Genomic DNA, 21,458 nt, shown 5'->3' with positions numbered 1-21,458 from the left:
TAGGGAACCTTGTAAGACTCCGGTGTAAAGCCAAAAACCCGCTTTTAAGTTCCGTTTTTAATTTTGAGATAGTGGGGAACCGAAGCCAAAATTGAAATAACCAACGTTCCCAAGATGATTCCCAGAGAAACTAAAATCGGAATATGAATTTCATATCCGAAAATGTAAGGAGTAAAAAGAGGAAGCAGTAGTTTGATTCCTACGAACGCGAGAAGGACTGAAACTCCCCGTTTGAGAAAAATGAAAAGCTCCATCACACCTGAAAGCATAAAATAGAGAGAACGAAGTCCGAGAATAGCAAAGATATTGGAAGTATAGACGATAAACGCATCCGTAGTGATCGAAAAAACCGCGGGAATTGAATCGAGAGCGAATAGGATGTCGCTAAACTCCACGATCAAAAGAATAATGAATGTGGAAGTGAATAAATATCTTCCGTGTTCTAAAACAACGAATTTTTCCGGGTAATGGTTCCGAGTCATTGGAAGAATCTTCTTCGCAAGTTTGACTACGAGAGAAGATTCCGGGTGAAAATCCTCCTCTTCACGGTGAGTGAACATTTTCATTGCGGTGTACAGAAGAAAAATCCCGAAGAGATATAGAATCCAATCGAACTGAGAAACCAATTCCGCTCCGATGAAAATCATAATTGCACGAAAAAACAAAGCTCCGATGATTCCCCACTTTAAAATCAAAGGTTGATATTGAGGCGTTATCCGAAATTTCTGAAAGACCATAATAAAGACGAAAAGATTATCCACGGAAAGAGAATATTCTAGAAAATAACCGGTGATAAATTCAAGGGCTTTGGTTTTTCCCAGAGTCGGGTCGCCGGATGATTGATTCATTACGTAGATGAAAATACCGAAAGAAATCGCAAGGCTGAACCAAAAAAGAGACCAATAAATCGATTCTTTGAAAGGAATTTTATGGGCTTTTTTGTTGAGAACGAAAAGGTCCAAATAAACGAGAAAACCTAAAACCACGGTAAAAACGACGGCTAAAATCAATTCTCCCGAACTCCAATGCCCCATATTCCCTCTTTGTTTCTACGATTCTTAGATGACAAAAGTACCGTCTCTTTACAAAATTACAATCCCAATTCCCATAAAGAGGCCCCATATGATTCCACTCTTATTTTCCATTGCTTCTATTACTCATTTGTTGGTTTTGTATTTCGTTCCCGATGAAGTCGTTTTCAAACTAGGAAGTAAAATCCTACCGATCCTCATTTTGATTTTTCTCTATTTCTTTAGAGGCAACTGGAAAGACAAAGCCGGAAGATTTATTTTCGCAGGTTTGATTTTTTCTTTGTTCGGGGATTCTTTTTTAGCTCTTCCCGGAAATTATTTCGTGTTCGGGCTTGGGTCCTTTCTTATGGCTCAGATTTTATATTCTATTGGATTCTCAATCGGAAATCCGGTACATCTTGTCCGATCCATTCCGTTCTTTGCATTTGGAATTTTCTTTTACGCTTGGATTTTTTCCGGGATCGAGGTTTCTCTTTACGTTCCGGTGGCGGTTTATATCGTCGCGATTTGTACAATGGGTTGGAGAGCAGCGTCTAGAGAATGTCCCAGTTCAGCATTCCGGAAATCCTTGACGGGCTCTCTACTTTTTATCTTATCCGATAGTTTCATCGCGATGAATAAGTTCACAACGATTCCGATTCCTTGGATCGGAGTTTGGATCATGACAACTTATTATGCAGCGCAGTTTCTCATCTATGAATCTATGGCAGAAAATTAAATAATTATTGATTCGGTCGGTAATGTAACTAAGATAGCAAAGAAATCGGGAGGAATTTTATCATGAATATTAAACCTTTAAAAGAAACCACATTTTTAGAAGCGGTTGCCGCGGCAATTCAGCACGAAAAAGATTATTTCGAATTTTATATGAACACGTATGAAAAACTTCCTCCCGGGGACACCAAGGAACTTTTTGAAAGACTAGCGGAAGAAGTGGACGATCATATCAAATTTATTACGGAATTGTACGAGCAAGCGGAAGGATCCGAACTCCCGAATCTTAAACAACTCACCGCAATCCATAAGTTCCACGATTCGACTCTTCAAAAATTGATGAATAAGGTGGAAAGGACGATCGCGGGTCCGGGAAGCAAAGACGCACACGAAGCTCTTGAACTTGCGATTCGAGAAGCGGAAAACAGCGTTTCTTTCTATGAAAAACTCGCAAACAAGTTCGAAGACGTGAACATCAAATCTCTTTTCACGAAATTAAAAGACTACAGTCAAAACTATCAATCTCTTCTGGAAACCGAGCTGAACGGATTGGATCAATCCGGTTCAGGTCAGGGAACTTTTTTTTGGGACGAACAAGCGGAAGAAGTGGCTAAGGCAGAGTCTAAATCGGAAAAAACTCCGACTTCGAAAAAACCGAAGGCTGTTGCAAAACCCGCTGCTTCAACTCCAGTTGCAAAGACCTCTACAACTAAAACTGTAACTTCTCCAAAACCGGCTACGACTGCCAAATCCGCCGTAACGACGAGTGCAAAAAAAGCGACTCCTAAAAAGAAAGCTGCAAGTAAATCAGCAGTCAAAAAAGCCACCCCGAAGAAAAAAGTGACGACCAAAAAAGCGCTCACAAAACCGAAAAAGGCAGTGAAGAAAAGCGCAGCCAAAAAGGTTTCTCCCAAAAAATCGACTCCTAAAAAAAAGTCGGCGGCAAAGGCTAAGAAAAAAAGGTAATGCAATTCACCACGATCATCGATTGGAAAGAAATCCAAGATCTCTATCCCGTAAATCAGGAAATGATCTGGCTGAACAATTGTGGAACAACTCCTTGTAACCTAAATACAATCCAGGCGGTCGGGGAATACTTGAAAGGTTACTCTAGAAAAGGAGGCCTAACGGAAGTACGTAAATATGCTTCCGTAAAACAATCGATTCGAAAGATTGTCGCAGGGCTCATCAATTGTGACGTGGAAGAACTTTGTATCATCCACAACACGAATGAAGGGATGAATTTTCTTTCTCTCGGTTTTCATTTGAAAAACGGAGATGAAATTCTGCTCTTAGAGAACGAATATCCGAGTAATATTTATCCTTGGGAACATTGGAAAGAAAAAGGAATTAAGATAGGGTTCATTCCGATGGCCTTTACCCCGGATCAATTTTTAGAAAATCTGAAATCTTCCATCAGTTCTAAAACCAGAATCGTGGCTCTTTCTGCCGTTCATTGGTGTACAGGAATGCCGTTTCCCTTGGAAGAGATCGGAACTTTTTTAGATTCTAGAGAGATTGAGTTCGTTTTGGATGGCGCTCAAGGAATAGGTTTGGTTCCAGTTGATGTTAGAAAGATGAAATTAAAATACATCGCTTTCCCTGCTTGGAAATGGCTTTTAGGTCCTCTTGGTTTGGGAATGTTATACATTCAACAAGATAAAATTGATACGCTTTCATTTCCGTTTAAAGGAACAGGCTCCGTAATCAACGACGAGGTTTACTTACCTTATCGCGCCGAACTAAAATCCGGAGCGGACCGTTATGAAATTTCCACCGGAAATTTTATCGACTGGGTATATTTTCAATCCACGCTCGAAATGCTTCAGAAAATAGGATTTCATTCCGTCATGGAAAGAATTTATGAACTTGCGGATTATCTTTCCGAAGGAATGAAAAACGTCGGATTTCAAATAGAACTCGATCATTTCCCCGACAATCGAACTGGAATCGTGGTGGGATATAAGGAAGGAATTTCTATGGACGAACTCGTTTCTTACCTGAAAAGAAACGGAGTCATGTGCGCCCTGCGCCTCGGGAAAGTGAGATTTTCTCCGCATATCTATAACCGCAAAGATCAACTGGATCGAGTTGTGACATTACTCAGTTCTTTTCCACGTTAAACAAAACTAAGAGCCGATCTCAAAACCTTAGGATGTAGGAGCTATTACAATCTTAAAGGACAGAAAAAAACCGTCAATACGACGGTTTCTGTGGGAACTCCCACGCTTTTTAGAAATTTGCCAGATCGTTTAGAGATATTTTTCTTCGGGTTTTGAGACGAACTCTAAGTATAATTTCACCGGTTTGAAATACAATAAAGTTGCCCAAAAATTAATTCTCCATTCGTTTCTGTTTCATGAAAATTGTCATTGAAGCAGTTTTATTAATTTGAATTTTTCAACAACTCTAATGTAATTATCTCAACATTCGAAGATTTTAAAACTTGTCCCAAAACTGTCTTCTGTGGGAGCAGCATTACCGCGACAGTGTCATCAGTCTTCTGAACGTGGGACCGAATTTCTAGACTTTTGTAAAAAATTCGCGATGATATTTCTACTGGAGTTTTGGAGCAAACTCTAAGTTTTTCTTTCAAATTCCATTTGGCGGTAGAAAACTTAGTTTTTAGGAAAAGTTGTAATCAAAATTTGGTGGGAAACAAACTACAAAAAATCGGAGAAATCGGCACGTTGTTGTTTCCGGTCTGGGTTTTAACCGGATCAATTCTTTCTTTTTTCTTTCCTGAATGGTTTATCTGGTTTACCGGAATTTGGATCACTTATGGTCTCGGTTTTACGATGCTCGGTATGGGAATCACACTCTTACCCCAAGACTTTCGAAACGTGTTTCAGACACCAATTCCCATTGTTTTGGGAGTGGCCTTACAGTATACTGTGATGCCACTTTCAGGTTGGGGAATCGGAATTATATTTGGCCTGTCGACTCCTTTAGCAGCAGGACTTATCGTCGTTTCTTGTTGTCCTGGTGGTGTTGCGTCTAATGTTATTTCTTATCTTGCAAAAGGAGATATAGCCCTTTCCGTATCTATGACCGCATCCTCAACAATTCTTTCCGTTTTTATGACCCCGTTACTTACCCTTCTTTTAATCGGTAAAGGCGTCGAAGTCTCCGTGAGCAGACTGTTCTTGGATACGTTTCAAGTTGTCATTTTACCAACAGTGTTTGGAATTTTGCTCAATTTTTATTTTCCAAAAATTTCTAAAAAAATTCAGACCATATCTCCTTTCGTCGCCGTTTTACTGATCACGATGATCGTCGCTTCGATCTTAGGAGCAGGTAGAGATAAAATTCTCCAATCTATGGGAACTTTGATCGCCGCAGTCATCAGCTTACACGTTTCAGGCTTTTTGTTCGGCTACTTTTTATCCTGGTTATTCATCCGAAAACAAAAAATATCCCGAACGATCTCAATCGAAGTAGGGATGCAGAACTCAGGTTTGGGAGTTGTTCTTTCCAGAAATAATTTTCAGGACCCGTTGGTTGCAATCCCAGCGGCGATTTCCAGTCTCGTACATTCTCTGATCGGAAGTTTACTTGCGGCATTTTGGAGAAAACGAATGCCGCAAGAATAATTTGTTTCTTTCCGAACCTCACAGTTAGGGAATATGTAAAACGTAAATTTGGAGTTTTCTTAATCTCTGAAGGAGTGTGGAATTTTGACAGGACATTCTTATAATCTGTTTTGCTAAAATAACTACAGTAACGTGAGTTCAGCATATTCGCAAAAAGCGTCACCTGAATTTTTCAAACTAAAGCCGCATTACTCCCTTTATGTATCTTGTGTCAAGCCCTTCGAATTTTATTACATAAGACCATATTGAGCTAACTTTCGATTTAATACAATTTTTGATAGAGTTCTTTTATCTTTCCGCCATATTGACAACGGACAAGGCTCCAGGTCGCCTGAACGATCATTCTTCGAATTGAATGACAACCACGACTGACAATTCTGCCGTAATAGACGGAGTTGTCCGAGATATCAACCCTCGGCACAATACCTACGTAGTAAGCGACCTGTTTAACCGAAGAGAATCGTTTACAATCACGCATGCAACTTATGATCGCCAAAGAAATAATCATATCGATCCCGGACATGGATAGGATCGTTTGAACGTAACTCTGATTTTTTTCGGAGCTTCTTTAATTTTTTCTTCTATTTGTTTTAGATTTAATTCTACTAAATCCGAAACTTTTAAGATTCGTTTTACTTCTCTTTTGTATCGTTCAGGAAGCAAAGCCACACAAACTTCTCTATTCGTTTTTGTTGGTAAATGTTTCTTTATAATTTCAGTCAAACCGACCTGAGTGAATAAACTGCGAAGCCGATTTTTACCTGCGTTAGTTGCTTTGTCTAGTTCGCCTGTTCGCTACAAAGTCTTCGATTATTCTCTTCATCAGGAAAACTCAACACAACGCTTGCTGAACTCAGATCTCGCTTTCGATGGGTCGCGAGATAGGGCACGTTGTGGAATCGGAACGACCGGCAATCTTTCTATTGGAAAAAGAAGCATGGGCCTCGCAATTTTGAGCGAGTCTTCTTTATCCGTCTTTTTTAAGGATTGATAGATTGTAGCTAAGAGCCGGGTTTCAGGACAATTACTTGAATCCCTTTGTTTAATATTGATTTGCGATTCTTAAGCTATGAGATTCTGTTTCCAATCCTACGATATCATTCCAGGTTAACCATTTTAGTAAACTGTTGATACCGCTTCCCGTTGTGTTGAACTGTCGACATTCGAGCGAGTTCTCTGAATTGATTCGAACAACCTCTAACTTTTTTACCGCAATCAATTCCCACATATTTGCTATCTTGACTTTTCATAGTTTTTCTCTTATCGAGCGATTCATAAAGAGCGAGGATTTTTACTTGCAAAAAGTATGATTTTCTAATAGAGAAAAACCACCGGATTCTTCCCATCGCTTTTCTTTGCGACTCATAGGGAGCGAACGCGGCTTTAGTTTCTCCACCCAAAGAAACTCAATGTGTCACTCCCTACCATAACCTTACCCACAAATACTTGGATCTGAAGATAAATCTGTCGGAATTACTACAAATCCTCTGTGAAACTTACGCCCCACCCTGATTTTGGGTGGAGGGGAGAGGCGGTGGGAAGACTCGGGAGGTTTTCTTTACCACAAAATCATACTTCTTGCAAGTAAAAAGCCTCATTCTTGTCGGAACACTTGAAAAATATCAGTTTTTGATCCTTATGATCCCAAAAGCCTTCTTAACTTGTGGGTAAGGTTATGACTCCCTACGGGTTGCTCTGAAGAACTCAGAGCAGAACTTTCCTACGAGTCTCTCTGCAGGGTGGGGCCGAGCCTATTTCCGGAGGATTGTCGGAATTCCGACAAGACCCAAGTAATTGTAGGTTGATTATGATAGGGAGCATTATGCCTCAAGTTCTTCAGAGAGATCAATCCATCCATCGAACGACCCGACGGGAGCGAAGATGTTTTCGTTTCCTCTATCGGCCTTCTTGACTCCGTCGAATCAAGAATATCACATTCGGAACTGTCTTACGCCCAAGAATCATACTCATCTAAAGATCACAGCATAATAATTGCTTTCGCATTGGTCATGCCAAATTCACGTTAAAACCTAACAACTTGAAACGTAGGAACTCCCACAAAAGTTCCTTTTTTTGATTCTTCTCAAATCACTCTACTCATTCGAAAAACTCTTTCTTTTTCGGGAATTTTCTCTAATCCTCCTTGATTTTTAAGCCCTTTCCCATTTTCTAGCACAATTAACAGTAGGGTTTTTTAAGTCTATTTCTAAATTTTCAGAGAAGTTGGACTTAAAAATGCGATTTATTCCGTCTACTGAGAGAAATTTATTGAAATCGAGACATTAGCGCCATGAGAGAAATTATCAAGCTCGTTTGTCAGGAACCAGGCTGTTCCAAGGGAAGAAGCACCTATTTTCTCACCAAGAACAAAAAAGCTAAAACGGAAAAATTAGTTACTAAAAAGTTCTGCAAATTTTGCAGAAAACACACCGAATACAAGGAAACCAAGGTCTAAGGTTTCTAGGTACTAGGATGACTGCAAAAAAAACAGCTCCGGCATACGATAAAAAAGCTCTTCAAGAAATCGCCGAGCTCCTCCACGAGAAGAAAAATGCCCTCCTGGAAAAATACGCCCATTGGGAAGATAATAGTAGACCTTCCGGTCTCAAGGAAATGGGAGACATTGCGGATATCGCGTCCGAAATCAACGAAGAAACTTTGAGCTCTGTTCTTTCCGAAGCGGAAATAGAAACGATTCGCGAAATCGATGCCGCATTGGAAAAAATCGAAGGTGGTACTTACGGAGTTTGCGAAGGAACAGGCAAAAAAATCCCAATCGCACGTCTCAAAGCGATTCCTTGGACCCGTTATACCGTAGAATACGCGGAAACTCTTTCGAAAAGTAAGGGTTTTTCCCGAAAGAACAATAACGCGGGAAATCTTACAGGCACATATAAAATTCCATCCGATATGGATTCGATGGACGACTGAATCTCAATTCCTCTTTCCTTCTAACTCATCATCTAAGTTATACTATTTTTTAAAGAAGGAAGAGAATTTTCGATTTCTCAGAAGTCATATTTTCAACCGTTTTTCGATTGAAATCTGAATCTTTTCCAAAATCCTCTTCATTCGTGTCTGGATTATTCAATAGACTAAAGCTCCTTCGTACCCCTACGTTTTTCGGACTCATTCTTTGTTCTGTCTTTTCTTACCTTTTGTTCCGAAGTTTTCTTTTCGTAAGAGAAACGGAAGGAGCAGGGGTCGTTGTTATCGGCACGATTCAATTTCTTTTCGGATTTATACCGAATCTCTATCACCGTAAACCCGGAAGAATGTTCACAATGGCGGGGGCTTTTATTCTACCGGGACTACTCTATGATAAAACCGCAATGTTCAGCTCTTTAAGCGGACTTTTTGCAGGAGCAACTTTCGGAATTTTTCTGAGACAGTATATTTCCACTTTTCATACACAAACGGTAAACGAAGAAGATCCTATATTCCGTTTTTTTTATATTAATCGACCTTACAAATCATCTTTACCATTCCATCAAAACCCTAAAACCGGAATTTTGATTTTTCTCGCACTGCTTCTTTTGGAACGATTTTTCGTTTATTTCAACGCTCCTCCGTTCAAGGGTTTCGGTATTTTAGATACCGTTTATTTGCCAGGAATCAGCTCGAGATACGCATTCGGTCTTAGCCTAGACTTTCTTGGTTCCTGGATGCTCATCATTCTTTATTTTCTTGCAGAGGAATCATCCTCTCACGAAAGCGATTCCCCCATTAAGTATTGGAGACAAGGATTGTTTGCGGGAGTATTTTTAAATATTATACTATTCTTAATTCAAGGATTTACGAAACATTCTGTGATTCCTTTCACTCCTATGGTCGGTGATTCCTATTCTGTTTCCGGCTTTTTTGCGGATACCGGTTCTCTCAATTGGTTTTTCCCTCTTTTAATCGCGTATTTCTTTTATTATCTTCATTCCAGAAGCTGGCGTTTCCACACGAAGATCGTTTTGACCTTAGGGCTTGTCCTTCCTTTTTTCATTTTAGGAAAACATTTCAGCGCAGGTTCTTGGATTTTATTTCTTGCCCTTTTGATATACGGATATTCCGTCACAGCTTTTTCTAAAATCCGAAACCGTTGGTGGAAATTATCGTATATTCCGGCTTGTACGATCATATGGATCGTTTTTACGGTTTTGATCTTATGGATGGGATCATTTGCTTGGTCACCCGAACCCTGGCAGGAACTTTATCAAACCTGGGCCAAAAGTTATCGTAGTCCGGGTGGAGGCTTCTCTCGTTTTTTGGATCTTTATTGGGGAGAAGGATGGATCCAAACCAGATCCGCGTGGAACTGGATCAAACAATCAATTTGGATGGGTAACGGAGCCGGAAGTTTTGTACTCAATTGGATCGACTCCAGATCCACAAATCCAGTACCGCCTGGAGGAATTCGGGAACTCGGACTTCCTTCCTTTCTTTTTTTATTACATGACGGAGGGATCTTTCTAATTCTCGTTTTCTTAATATGGATCGGTTTGGAAATCGCGTTACGCGGTCATTGGAAAGTTCTGCTTCTACTTCTGCCAATATCGATCTTCTTTCTACCTTGGATCGGAAGTAGCGGAACAACCGCCTTTTTCTGTCTTTGGCTCGTTACATCCTCCTTCCCTCAAACAAGACAATTACACAAAACTGTCGTAGCAGGATTCAACCTTTTCGTATTACTTCTCGGTTCTTTTTCTTTGTCTTACTCTTTGGTCGGGATTGCACCGAATCTACGTGGACCCGAGTTCCGTTATGCGGAACTAAAGTCCTACCAAATTATGGCCAAACGGCAGAATATAGTTCAAAACGGGATTCGTTATCACGAATTTTCCTCCGGTGCAATTTGGGTTATAACGAGTAAGTCCGCGATACACTTGAAAGCGTTCATTCCTCAAGAGAAAAAACTTTCCAAGCATGATAAGATCTACGCACGTTGGTCTTTCCTCGGACCGGACTGGATCGAAATCCAATCCAAGACCTTGCCTTTATTTACGAACCCGAGCACGGTCAGTTTAACCGTTCCGAACAACGCCAAATACTTGAAAGCAGAAATTCTTTCTGATTCTTTTTTCGGAATCCACGTAAAAGAATTTGGTATTTTTGCGGAAAACTTCGATGGTTTAAACCGAGTGAGATGAACCGATCGGATGTGCAATTTGATGAATTAGATTCTGAAATTGTTGTTTTATCCGCACCAATGATCTCCAAAAAAGAAGTTTCCAAGGCGGATTTACGAAAATAAAAACGGCACCAGATTCAAACTCAGGATCATCTTCCCTTACGTTCAACCAAACGGGAATCGCAAGAATATTAGGAAATTCCTTACCCGCCACGTAAAAAGTCACGTATACACGATCTCCTATGCTCAACGTCTTTTCGACCGGAGAATAGAATCCTTTTCTGGAAAGCGAATACGCCAAAGAATGATATTCCCTTTCCTCTTGAACGATAGACACAGCGATAAACAAAGGAATTTTGAGAACTCTTTCCCGAAAGAATTTAGGATTGAAAATTCCCCTGAAAAGAATCAAGACACTGAGCCAGATCGGATAAATCAAAAAAAGTCCGATGAACTCGGAAGTGCGAATCCCCCCGAGAAGAAGAGGAACTCTTTCCGGAAAATTTAAATAAATAGAATATAATAAAGATGGAATTAAAAAAAGAAAAACGGATATAAAAATCTTTCCTTTGGGAAGCTGTCGCAACAAAGGAATCGGATCGAGCTTTTGGTTCCGACTTTGACTGGAACGCATCCACGAATCGTAACGGGTGAACCTGGAAATCACTTGATAATCGTCACTAAACAATCCAATCGATTGTAGAACTTCGATCGGGAGGATGTTTTGGGAAATTGTGAGTAGATATTCTAAAACAAAAAACCCCGCCGCAAGGATAAACGGAAGCAAGATCATAAAATTTCCGTTTATAAGTAAAATATAATTAAATGTTCCATGCAACAAAAAACATCCGAACAGGCTATAAAGGATTCCCAAAAAATCAAACGAAGAGGGCCTGGAATGATAGTATTGCATCGTCGCAAAACCGTAAATTCCTCCGGTAAACGTATGGATCGGCAGGGAGGTAACCGCCCTTAAAAACAAGGGCCAAAAGTCCAGAATCGGAGAGTAGAGAAAATTCTCCAGAAGTCCGAAAGAAGCGCCTAATGTAAGTCCGAAATAAATTCCATCGGAAGTGTTATAAACCGTTTTTAGTCCTTTGAAATACCAAAGGATGACGATCAGTTTCGGAACTTCCTCCAAAAGAGAACTACCTTGGAAGGCTCTTTCGAAATAAGAGTTTTCGTCTATATATTGTTTTGCTAATATTTCTGGAAAGATTGCCAACCCTACGGTCAAAATTCCACAGAAGATCGCCGAGAAATCGAAACTCTTTCGATTCGGATGGTAGTAGGTGTTGCGATAAAAAAACCAATAAAATCCGGCGGCGGAAGTCGCCGTGCCGAACTTCAAAAAGGTAATTAAGAATCCTTCAAATTTTAAGTAAAGGAGCATATTCCTTTAAAGTATCGGAATATACTCACTTTCTTTTAATCAGTTAAGCTCGGGAAAGAGTTCTTCTTTTCAAAATATATGCGGCTATTGCCCCTGCACTTATCAACAAGATCGCTACAAATATTGCATTCTTTTTCACGGAATGCAGTAGAAATCCCATCAGTTCGGAATCCTCATCTGGAACCGGGAACACTTTCGCTTGATTCGTAATGTGTTTATACCAATCTTTGTAAGACGCGCCATTCGACGCTACCCAAAGGTTAAACTCCTTATAACCCGTTTGTGTTTCCTTACGAATGTCCAAACCCTCGTATGGATATTTCCAAGCTCCCGGAACCAAAATGGCCCAAGGAAAATTGTTGGAATCCAAATACTTGTCCGTTCCATTTGAATTCTTATAAAGTCCCGGAAAATGAATTTCTTTCCCTGTATTAGTCACTTTGATAAAAATATCGTAGGGATAAATTCCAAGAGTCGATTTTTTCACCGGAGAGTTAAATACGATTTCGATCGTGGCGATATGCCCCGGTTTGTAGACTCCGCCTGGATTTACGTTAGGATTAGATGTGGTTTTATTGGACTCTTCGTGAATTTGGATTCCTTGGTTGAGATCCGATGCCGAGACAGTTTTAGTGGTCAATTCCGTCACTACCTTACCGTCTTCCCTTACCACTTTTCTCGAAAACGTAGCTCCTATCGATACGGGAAGTTTTAAAAAGAACGTATGTTTGTATCCGGCGCCTCGGGCCACGTGTTGATAAGTTCCTCTCAAACGAATCACATCTCCCGCTGTATTCAAGTCCTCCTCATTGTGAATGTGAAGAACGTAATCGTTTAAGTCTGCATCACCTGCACTCGGATATAAATCCTCATACGCTACGGTACTTACACCTTCCGTAGGAGTCCGTATCAAAGCGGAACGGGTAGGATCCTGAGGATACGTATCCAATGTGTCCGGAACTCCATCTTTATCCGAGTCAACCGGAACGGCCACAACCGGTAATAAGATTTCGTACTTAATTTCCCGATTAATTCCGACTACATTGATCAAATTGATTATGTTGGAAATGGATTCTCCCCCTGCCGTAATTTCAAGTGTAATCTGTCCTAGCGCGGTTTCCACGGTGATACTTCCGGAAACTTTTCCCATACTATTTGAAATTCCTTGAAAAAGAATATGTCCCTCGTTATCGGAAACGATCACAGTCGCCCCAGAAATCGGCTTGGATTGTTTATCCGTTACGATTAAATTCAAAGGGATCGTCTGCACTGTGTTATACGTAAAAGGAATACTGCCTATTTGATCGTTTACGGTAATCACGCCTGTAATTTTCTGAGTTGGAGTTACGGAAGAACCCGAAGAGGAACCCGCATCCGTTCCTGCAGAGCCTGTAGTACTTGTATCGTTTCCAGCGCTAGAGCCAGACCCAACATTGGATCCAGATCCGGTATCGGAATTTCCCCCCACATTCGTATTTGTATCACTTCCCGAATTGGAACCACCTGCACTTATATTCGTACTACCACCTGTAGAAGATCCGGAACTATCGTTAGAACCGGATCCGGGACTAGGTCCTGTATCGGAACCGGAGCTTCCTACATTCGTACTTGCATTCGTATCACTTCCCGAATTGGAATTGTTGTTCGATCCGGATCCTGTGGGAGAGACGGAATCTCTGGAAGAACTGTTTCCCGACGAATAAGATTGAGAATTGGAAGAAGGATTCGAAGAAGAATTGCTGCCGTTATTGGGAGAAGTATTACTTCCACTTCCCGTATTGTCTACAATTACGACCGCACCTCCATTAGAAGCTGTCGCAGTTCCCGCACTCGTTTCGGATTTCGTCCCCGATGTAGATGCACTCGCATTTTGGTTTAGCAGCGTCAAAAACGGAAATAATATTCCTTTTTTCTTATGGCTACAATTGATAATCAAAACATTCGAAACAATCAATAATATTAGAATTTTCTTCATAATTCCCATATCCCTTTTATAGTCAGAATAAAAGACGAATAGTATTAAATCTTAAATACCATTCGGGGAAGGAATTATAGGAGATTTTTTCGATTTCAACAAAACTTTTTTAGGGATTCAACAGAATTTTAGGTAATTTTTATGCATTTCAAAGAGGTTTCTTTGCGATATGCAAAACCGCATTTCCGAAAACAAAATTCTTATATCGCACCTCTTGAAAACCCAGTTTTTCAAGAATCAACTTTAGATTTTCTTGATCTGGATATACAAGGGAAGAAACCGGAAGATAATCAAACATTTCGTTCTTCCCACCCCAAAGAATATAACCGAGAATCGGAACTATTTTAAAGAAATAAAAATCCGCGATCCAACGAATCCAAGGATTTTTAACCTTACCAACGTCCAAATTGAGAAATAATCCCCCTGGTTTTAAAATTCTGAGAATTTCCCTAACCGCTTTGGAGAGATCATCTACATTGCGGAGACCGAAGCCGATTGAAACCGCATGAAACTGAAAATTCTGAAAATTTTTGAGTTCTGTCGCATCTCCTAGCTCGAAATGGATTCGACCTTTTTCGATTTGTTTTTTAAGTCGAGTTTTTGCGATTTCGAGCATGTTTTCTGAAAAATCCACACAGGTAATATGATCGATCCGAGGAGAATTTCCCAGACGTACTGAAATATCTCCGGTTCCACAGCAAAGGTCCATCACATGTAAGCGGTCAGAAAGATTTTCTTCAATTTCACGAACTAGCCGGTTTTTCCAAATCCGATGAAGCAAAAAGCTATTCCAATCATTGAATCGATCGTATTTATTCGCGATCTTGTTAAAATTCTTTCGAACAAAATCCGCTTTGGTATCAACATGAGGCATTTGAAACATAACTTTAATGAAATGATTTGAAAACGTTTACCGATGGCAAGAAGTGTTTTATAGAAATCCGATTGCAAACGGACGCTTCAAGTTGCGAGTGGTTAGAACTTAGAACTTGTCCCAAAACAGAATGTAGAAACTTTTTAGATGTCAGTGGTTAGGACTTTCATGCTTAGGAGACGTTGCCCTTTTTTCCCCACATCCGTGGATGTATGTAAAGTCCTAAATCTAACCGCTAACCTATCGTCACTTGAAATGTAAGAGCTCTTACAGATTGAACGAGCCTGTTTTTGAGTAGTTTTATGATTCCCAACTATAAGAAAGCTCGTACCACCTAGCAACACTGAAAGATTAGAATGACAAATGAGAAGGGAATGACAATCTGCTCTTAAACTCTCGGGGGGGTTTGTGGAAGTTTTATTTGCAAAAGGAGGATGGGTTTCGATTCTCATTTTAATCGTAAGTTTCGTCAATCTTGGACTTTTTATCAGAGTTCGCACCTTTCTTCCGATCCTCAAAAAAAACATTCTTTTGAGACTCCAAGATAACGATCCGAACGGAAACAAAGAAAAACAAAACCCGGACTTAAAATCCATTCTCGAAGATTCAGAAGAATTTTTTCGGAGAGAATTTTTTGTTCCGGAAACTATGATCTCTTGGATTCGAAATCTCGCCGGAATCGCTACGATGCTCGGACTTCTCGGAACCGTAATCGGAATCTCGGTTGCTTTCGAAGAGATGAAAAGCGCAGGCACGGTAAGTTTGGAAATTTTCTCCGAAGGAATTCGACTTGCCTTAAATACTACAATCCAAGGATTATGCGTAGCTATTCCTTCCGTTCTTGGATTTCAATACCTCAAAGTTATACTTCATAAAACGGAAATAGAACTCAAATCTTCGATCAACGACAAAACGTCGGTGTAATAAAAACCTAAAAATGAAAAAGAATCCACAAAAAAGGAAAAACCTTTTAGAAGGAGACGACTCTCCTCTCGACATGACGAGTATGTTGGATGTCGTTTTTATTCTTTTAATTTTCGTCATGGTCGCAATGAGCTTTCAAAAAGAAGTTCATTCCTTACCAGTAGTTCTTCCTAAAGCAAAGGCGGAAATCGGCGAAAGCGGGATCAAAAAAGAGATCTTTCTTCTAAAAAACGGAGATATACGTTACGCGGAGTTAGATTTTACGGAAGCTGATTGGAAACTGATCGTCTCCAAAGGAGAATTTCAAAATCAAGTCGTCTGGATTTACGGAGACAAAGATATTAGTTACGGGAAGTTCGTATTCGTATTAAACAGTCTAAAAAGCTCAAACCTGAAAGAACTTCATCTCGCAATCAAAAAAGAGTATTAGAACCGAAGTTTCGGATTTTCTTTGTGACGATCCTTATCTCTTTCAGTATTTTTCTTCAAAGTGGCACGTAACGCATCTTCCAGGGAAATTCCCATTTGGTTTGCAAGACATATCAGGACAAAAAGAATATCCCCAATTTCTTTGGAAATTCCCTCCGGATCCTCTCCCTTCTTAAAAGATTGATCCCCGTATTTTCTCGCCACCAACCTCGCAAATTCTCCCACCTCTTCCATAAGAATCGCAAGATTCGTAAGTTCCGAAAAATACCGAACCCCGAAATCGGAAATCCACTCGTCCACTTTCTTCTGAGCCTGGCTAAGAGACAGTTCATTTTCATTCATCTTTGTAGATCCAATCGATCAATCAAGATTGCCGTCGGTTCGGGATAACAACCCCCGCTTAAATGATGAGGATCAATGTATTTTCTACATTTCACTTCAGCACGGAAATCGTTCATATCCAGGGAATATACATTCTTAAATTCTGATATAATTTGTTTACGAAGTTTCTCCCAGCTAGGATAAAACTCCGCGGATTTAACCCTCTTTTCCAATCCTTCATAAAGAAGAGGGGACCAAAGTACGACTTTGACTTCGTTTTTTTCCGCGGTTTCCAAAAACTGAAACAGGAATTTTCTCTGCACGGAAGATATCCTGATATAACGATAAACGTCATTGTAGTACCTTTCAGATTCCTCCTCTAATTTTTCGGGAGGAGTATTCGTCAACAATACGTTCGGAATTCCTCCTTTGAATTTATCCGATTCGCTCATCAGAAGATCTCGAATTTTAAGCATTGTATCTTTGGAAGACGGGTCTTTGATTCTTGCCATCGCTTCCTTGAATCTCGGTGGAAACACAGTGGTTCTAAAAACTCTGGATCTCAAAAACGTGTCCCAATCATTTGTAGAAAACTCGTTCGCATAACGTAGAAAATACGGAAGATCGTAAGAATAACGTAAGGGATAACGATTACAAAAATCGGTCATAGAATCGGGATAGAATTCCAAAATCGCGTAGTCCGGTTTTATGCCGGTGGAAAGTATCTTTTCAAGATTATAGTTATGATACGAAAAAGGAGCCGAAGGGGCGGAAAAATTATACACGATTAGATCCGCTCTTTTTTTGCGAATCGTATCAAGAGAGAATTCTCCCATGTGAGAAGTTCCGAAAAAAATCAGAATTTTTTTGTCCTTTTTTGCCGCGGATTTCTCTTTAATTAAGGCTGCAAGTATCTTGTCTTTTATTTCATAAAAGTAATATTCCGCCCCGGCTTCAGTGTATGGCCTTACCCACCGCGAGGACAAAAGACGATCAAAAGAAAAAACGAAGATAAAAAATAAAAGCGGGACCGTTAACAGTTTTTTACGAAACAAAGGGATCAAACTCTGTCGTTTTGAAATACTCATTCTCCCTCCTTAAAACTGAAAGTAGATAAAGTCCTGACCCTTGCCGGCATAATTGGAAAGAAGCAGTACTAATAAAATTAGAAAAACAGAAATTAGAATTTTCTGATATTTAAAATAAAACCGAAGTCCTTTTTCGAAATATTCCAAAGTATGGAGCAAAATCCCCGCGACTAAAAAAGGAGCAAGTAAGCTGGTTTTCAAAACCAACTTCGAGGGCTCGGTTATCCATCGAACTCCATAAAATAAGATATGCCAAGCGTCCGCCAAAGAGCGAGATCGGAAAAACACGGCGCCTATCATAAAAATAGAATACACGACAAAGGCCCGAATAAGCCACCACACAAATCCTTTTTCCGGTAATTTAGGAATACCGATCCGATCCATAAGTCGATCAATTACTAACCACAAGCCATGCCAGAATCCCCAAATTACATAAGTCCAACTGGCTCCGTGCCAAAAGCCGCCTAACGTGAACGTTATGATCAAATTCAGATATACCCTGGGCTCGGAAGCCCTAGAACCCCCGAGTGGAATATATATATAATCCCGAAGCCATGTAGCTAGAGTAATGTGCCATCTTCTCCAAAGATCTTGAATACTTTGGCTAAAAAACGGAGCACGAAAATTTACGGGAATGTTAAAACCTAAAAGAAAAGCACAACCTCGAGCGATATCGGTATAACCGCTAAAGTCGCAATAAACTTGCCAAGTAAATCCTTGGGTGGCTATAAAAAGGGAATAACCGTCATATTCAGAAGGGTTCCGAAACACAGGATCTATCAAAGAAGCGATATTATCGGCGACTAAGATCTTTTTTGCGATTCCAAGTCCTAAAAGATACAAACCCGCATAAACGTAAGAGGGTTTGATTCTTACCTTATCCAAGATCGGGAAAAAGTCCTGGTGCCTCATGATCGGCCCCGCGACCAGCTGAGGAAAAAAAAGGATAAACAGAACAAATCGAAAAAGGCCGCAATCGTTCGTAATCTTACCGCGATAGACATCCACGACAAACGCTATGATCTGAAACGTATAAAAACTGATCGCAAGTGGAAGAATAATCTGAAACCCGAAACTTCTCTGGTCCAAAAAACTCCATCCTGTCCAAACGTAGAAATTATCCGTAAAAAAATAGAAGTATTTGAAAACGCCAAGATTGATCAAATCCAAAACAACGATCGCCCTTAAAACTCCGAGACTTTTCCTTTTAAATAAACTCCGAATCGCCAAATAGTTAATATAAAGAATTCCTAATAAATGAAATAGAAACGGAAGGCTCCAGGTCGCGTAAAAAACCAAAGAAGCGATTACGATCACCCATTCCCGATAGTTCCTCCCGTCGTAAGCCCAATAAAGTACATAAACACAAAGAAAGAACAGAAGAAAGAGAGTAGAGGTAAAAATCACTTGTTTTCCTCTTTTAAAAGGACTTTCAAATCTTTTGCAAATGCAATCGTCAACTTTTGCATCCCGATCGAATTGAGGTGAATCAAATCATAATAATAGTCTCCGTTATTCGGACCGTCCAAAATATCCTGGTAATCGAGTAACTGCACCGGATCGTAAGGATGGATTCTTGAAAGTTCCCTTTTCCAAACATCGTTTCGTTCCGGAAGCCTCCATCGTTGAATGAGTTGGCTATAAGGTGCGACAACCCCGACGATCCGAATGTTTTGACCGTTCTCTTTTCCGATTCTTCGAATCTCATCGTGCAGAATTTTGAGTCGATCGAAGTATTGTTTTGTGACCTCGTCTTCATTCGCATGGGTCAATGGATTACTTGCAAGGATACAAGTATCGAAGATCGCCTTTTTATGAAATCGATCCGAACCTTCCGGAATCGGAAGACCGTTGGCAGGATCGGTCTTTGCGACACAATCGGGAATGTCTACAATCGGATACATACTGATCTTTTCTCGATAAGAATTTTCGTAGTCCCAAGGATGATGATTCCTTGTTTTAAAACGTTTCCCTATATCTTTAATTCTTTTAGAAGGACTTAAAATCAGATCCTGAATATCCCTTCTATACGCAATCGACTTCAAAGTGATATAGATAAGATCGTCGGCATTTACATCGTAACCGAAATCGTAAATTCTAGGATATACTTCCGAACGATCGAATTCGGAAATCATCGCAAGCGTATGTAAGTTCAAAAGTTTTTGGCCAACCCAAGGAGTCGTAATTTCGAATACGTGAATCACCGTCTTTACGTTTTTGAAATGAGGAAGAGTTTTCAAAACAGCTAAGTCTTGGACGATCAGCTCCGTTCCAGGAATCGCAATCGACTGAATCTTCTTACCTAAAGGGGCAAGTTCCCTGTTTAACATCGGAATGGACAAACCCTGATAGGCTACCGATGTTCCGACAACCAAAATATCCGGATCAAATTCTTTTTGTTTATCAAGAACGTGATTCGTAATTCTCAAGACGTTGGCTGCATAGGAATTCTTTTTTAAAAAAGGCCGGTAACAACCAAATTGCATTCCGGTCTCTAAAAAAATCAAAATTAAAACCGGAATCCAGAATTTTGGGTCTTTGAAAAATGCAAGGTATTCTTTCATAACGGATGTTTTCCTAAAACGCAAAGTAGAGGAAACTCTGGCTTTCCGTAATACCGAAAACCAAAAGCATAAAGACGTTTGCAAGGAAGAATAGAATGAATTTCCATTGACTTCGAACGATTTTTTCTATATTATTTTTTTCGAATATATAAGAAGCCGCAAAACAAACAAACAAAAAAATTCCGTATGTATAATTCGAATATTCTTTAACCCCCACAAATCCGTTCGAACTCAAAAAGAGAAGAGATTTCATCATCAAAACGGCCTTTTCCATTGTTTCAGCACGAAACATAACAAATCCAAACGTTAAGCAAAACATAGTAAAAATTCTCGCGCAGATATCGTAGACGATTCCTCCCTTTTCGTTCAGTAAGGCGGCAATTTTTGTTTTGGCATATTCCCTATGCGTAAAAATCATAACCCCTTGCCAAAGTCCCCAACTAATAAAATGGTAGGCCGCCCCGTGCCAGGCTCCGGCAAAAAACCAAGTAATGAAAATGTTTCTATAAGTCAGAAGCGTCGTTCCTCTCGATCCTCCGAGTGGAATGAAGATATAATCCCGAATCCAAGTGGAAAACGAAATATGCCAACGAGACCAGTGATCCGTGATGTTTCTTGCGACCATGGGGAAATTGAAGTTCGGATCGAACTTATATCCGAAAAGACGAGCCACACCGATTGCAATGTCCGTATAACCCGCAAAGTCGAAGTAAATCTGCCAACCGAATGCGAGTGCTCCAGTCCAAATTTCAATCGGATTGAGAGTCGCATAATTTGTAAACGTGGAGTCCACGACCTTTGCGAGATTATCCGCAAAAACGATCTTACGCGTAAACCCGATTAGAATCTGACAAAACGCAATTTGTATGTCTTCCTTCCGAACCGGAAGAGGAAATTCCAAATCCCGAAAGAATGTCTGCGCACGAACAATCGGCCCCGCGACCAATTGAGGAAAAAAGGAAACATAAAGAGCAAAATCCAAAAAGGACTTTTTCGCTTCTATTTGTCCCCGATATACGTCGATCGTATAACTCAAAGATTGAAACGTATAAAAAGAAATCCCGACCGGAAGAACGATATCATAATACGCAAACTTAAATCCGGCGGCGGGAGTAAGATCGTTTACAACTCCTAAAAGAAAGTTCGTATACTTAAAGTAGGCGAGTAACCCCAGATTTGTGACTAGGGACAGCAAAAGCCAAATTTTTCTTTTTTTTGAACCAGGAGCCGCCGCTTGGATTTTGAGAGAAGCAAAATAATCGATAACGATCGAATAGAGCAAAAGAATGATGAATTCTTTTCTCCAGGACATATAAAAATAAAAACTAGTTCCGAGAAGAAAAATCCTTTGGATCTTCCCCTTGAGCAAATGATTGATGACGAGTACAACGGGAAAAAAAAACAAAAAGTGAAGCGAGTTAAAAAGCATGTTT

The 21,458-nt window shown here is 40.1% G+C and carries 18 protein-coding genes and 2 pseudogenes; 9 read left to right on the top strand and 11 right to left on the bottom strand.

Annotated features, from left to right (window positions below; all coding sequences use genetic code 11):
- Positions 1-44 precede the first annotated feature (44 nt).
- On the bottom strand, positions 45-1,034 hold the full coding sequence (locus CLV95_RS09170) for a TerC family protein (RefSeq protein WP_002722165.1): 990 nt from the start codon (positions 1,032-1,034) through the stop codon (positions 45-47).
- An 88-nt stretch (positions 1,035-1,122) separates the two neighbouring features.
- Here CLV95_RS09170 and CLV95_RS09165 point away from each other — a divergent pair, with 88 nt between their 5' ends.
- From CLV95_RS09165 to CLV95_RS09150, 4 genes are all read left to right on the top strand, one after another.
- A complete protein-coding gene (locus tag CLV95_RS09165; protein WP_002736651.1) occupies positions 1,123-1,749 on the top strand; it encodes a lysoplasmalogenase in 627 nt (208 codons plus the stop codon).
- Positions 1,750-1,811: 62 nt separating this feature from the next.
- The gene (locus tag CLV95_RS09160; RefSeq protein ID WP_002732095.1) at positions 1,812-2,711 is read left to right on the top strand and encodes a ferritin-like domain-containing protein; all 900 of its coding nucleotides are present in this window, start codon (positions 1,812-1,814) and stop codon (positions 2,709-2,711) included.
- Positions 2,711-3,868, top strand: a complete 1,158-nt coding sequence (locus CLV95_RS09155) for an aminotransferase class V-fold PLP-dependent enzyme (RefSeq protein ID WP_002732177.1) — start codon at positions 2,711-2,713, stop codon at positions 3,866-3,868. Before CLV95_RS09160 ends, CLV95_RS09155 begins: the two co-directional genes overlap by 1 nt.
- 528 nt (positions 3,869-4,396) lie before the next feature.
- Positions 4,397-5,338, top strand: coding sequence for a bile acid:sodium symporter family protein (locus tag CLV95_RS09150; RefSeq protein WP_002732116.1), 942 nt, complete (start codon positions 4,397-4,399; stop codon positions 5,336-5,338).
- A 265-nt stretch (positions 5,339-5,603) separates the two neighbouring features.
- Here the strand turns inward: CLV95_RS09150 and CLV95_RS20075 are convergent.
- Together CLV95_RS20075 and CLV95_RS20070 are read right to left on the bottom strand one after the other, a co-directional pair.
- A pseudogene (locus tag CLV95_RS20075) lies at positions 5,604-6,159 on the bottom strand (transposase); the annotation flags it as partial.
- Positions 6,160-6,228: 69 nt separating this feature from the next.
- Positions 6,229-6,588, bottom strand: a pseudogene (locus tag CLV95_RS20070) (IS110 family transposase); the annotation flags it as partial.
- A gap of 1,040 nt (positions 6,589-7,628) precedes the next feature.
- Between CLV95_RS20070 and rpmG the strand changes: the two are divergent.
- From rpmG to CLV95_RS09130, 3 genes are all read left to right on the top strand, one after another.
- Positions 7,629-7,793, top strand: a complete 165-nt coding sequence (gene rpmG, locus CLV95_RS09140; RefSeq protein WP_002722197.1) for a 50S ribosomal protein L33 — start codon at positions 7,629-7,631, stop codon at positions 7,791-7,793.
- A gap of 17 nt (positions 7,794-7,810) precedes the next feature.
- The gene (locus CLV95_RS09135) at positions 7,811-8,269 is read left to right on the top strand and encodes a TraR/DksA family transcriptional regulator (RefSeq protein ID WP_002722265.1); all 459 of its coding nucleotides are present in this window, start codon (positions 7,811-7,813) and stop codon (positions 8,267-8,269) included.
- A 107-nt stretch (positions 8,270-8,376) separates the two neighbouring features.
- Positions 8,377-10,476: a hypothetical protein gene (locus CLV95_RS09130; RefSeq protein WP_016762598.1), complete on the top strand. Its 2,100-nt coding sequence runs from the start codon at positions 8,377-8,379 to the stop codon at positions 10,474-10,476.
- Here CLV95_RS09130 and CLV95_RS09125 read toward each other — a convergent pair.
- The 3 genes from CLV95_RS09125 to CLV95_RS09115 form a co-directional block, all read right to left on the bottom strand.
- Positions 10,459-11,850, bottom strand: coding sequence for a PrsW family glutamic-type intramembrane protease (locus CLV95_RS09125; protein ID WP_002722214.1), 1,392 nt, complete (start codon positions 11,848-11,850; stop codon positions 10,459-10,461). The two genes, CLV95_RS09130 and CLV95_RS09125, sit on opposite strands and share 18 nt — an antisense overlap.
- A 43-nt stretch (positions 11,851-11,893) precedes the next feature.
- Positions 11,894-13,825, bottom strand: coding sequence for an LruC domain-containing protein (locus CLV95_RS09120; protein WP_002738164.1), 1,932 nt, complete (start codon positions 13,823-13,825; stop codon positions 11,894-11,896).
- Between the two features lie 148 nt (positions 13,826-13,973).
- Entirely contained in the window at positions 13,974-14,708 is a 735-nt protein-coding gene (locus CLV95_RS09115) for a ubiquinone/menaquinone biosynthesis methyltransferase (protein WP_002732074.1), read from the bottom strand.
- A gap of 399 nt (positions 14,709-15,107) precedes the next feature.
- Between CLV95_RS09115 and CLV95_RS09105 the strand changes: the two genes are divergently transcribed.
- Both CLV95_RS09105 and CLV95_RS09100 read left to right on the top strand, forming a co-directional pair.
- Positions 15,108-15,623 (top strand): MotA/TolQ/ExbB proton channel family protein, encoded by a 516-nt coding sequence (locus tag CLV95_RS09105; protein ID WP_002721075.1) that lies wholly within the window; start codon positions 15,108-15,110, stop codon positions 15,621-15,623.
- Positions 15,624-15,636: 13 nt separating this feature from the next.
- The gene (locus CLV95_RS09100) at positions 15,637-16,053 is read left to right on the top strand and encodes an ExbD/TolR family protein (protein ID WP_002721107.1); all 417 of its coding nucleotides are present in this window, start codon (positions 15,637-15,639) and stop codon (positions 16,051-16,053) included.
- Here the strand turns inward: CLV95_RS09100 and CLV95_RS09095 are convergent.
- Genes CLV95_RS09095 through CLV95_RS09075 form a run of 5 tightly spaced genes read right to left on the bottom strand, consistent with a single transcriptional unit; the run spans position 16,050 to position 21,454 of the window.
- Positions 16,050-16,394: a nucleotide pyrophosphohydrolase gene (locus CLV95_RS09095; protein ID WP_002721082.1), complete on the bottom strand. Its 345-nt coding sequence runs from the start codon at positions 16,392-16,394 to the stop codon at positions 16,050-16,052. The genes CLV95_RS09100 and CLV95_RS09095 overlap by 4 nt on opposite strands.
- Positions 16,391-17,461 (bottom strand): DUF1574 domain-containing protein, encoded by a 1,071-nt coding sequence (locus tag CLV95_RS09090; protein ID WP_002721084.1) that lies wholly within the window; start codon positions 17,459-17,461, stop codon positions 16,391-16,393. The genes CLV95_RS09095 and CLV95_RS09090 overlap by 4 nt, the downstream gene beginning before the upstream one ends.
- Before the next feature lie 9 nt (positions 17,462-17,470).
- Complete coding sequence (locus tag CLV95_RS09085; RefSeq protein ID WP_002721099.1) at positions 17,471-18,868, bottom strand: MBOAT family O-acyltransferase; 1,398 nt, start codon at positions 18,866-18,868, stop codon at positions 17,471-17,473.
- Positions 18,865-20,025 (bottom strand): SGNH/GDSL hydrolase family protein, encoded by a 1,161-nt coding sequence (locus CLV95_RS09080; protein ID WP_002721094.1) that lies wholly within the window; start codon positions 20,023-20,025, stop codon positions 18,865-18,867. The genes CLV95_RS09085 and CLV95_RS09080 overlap by 4 nt, the downstream gene beginning before the upstream one ends.
- A gap of 13 nt (positions 20,026-20,038) precedes the next feature.
- Positions 20,039-21,454, bottom strand: coding sequence for an MBOAT family O-acyltransferase (locus CLV95_RS09075; protein WP_002721086.1), 1,416 nt, complete (start codon positions 21,452-21,454; stop codon positions 20,039-20,041).
- Positions 21,455-21,458: the final 4 nt, after the last annotated feature.

This window comes from Leptospira borgpetersenii serovar Javanica, assembly GCF_003046425.1.
Taxonomy (GTDB): Bacteria; Spirochaetota; Leptospiria; order Leptospirales; family Leptospiraceae; genus Leptospira; species Leptospira borgpetersenii.
This window is presented reverse-complemented; position numbering and strand designations above follow the sequence as displayed.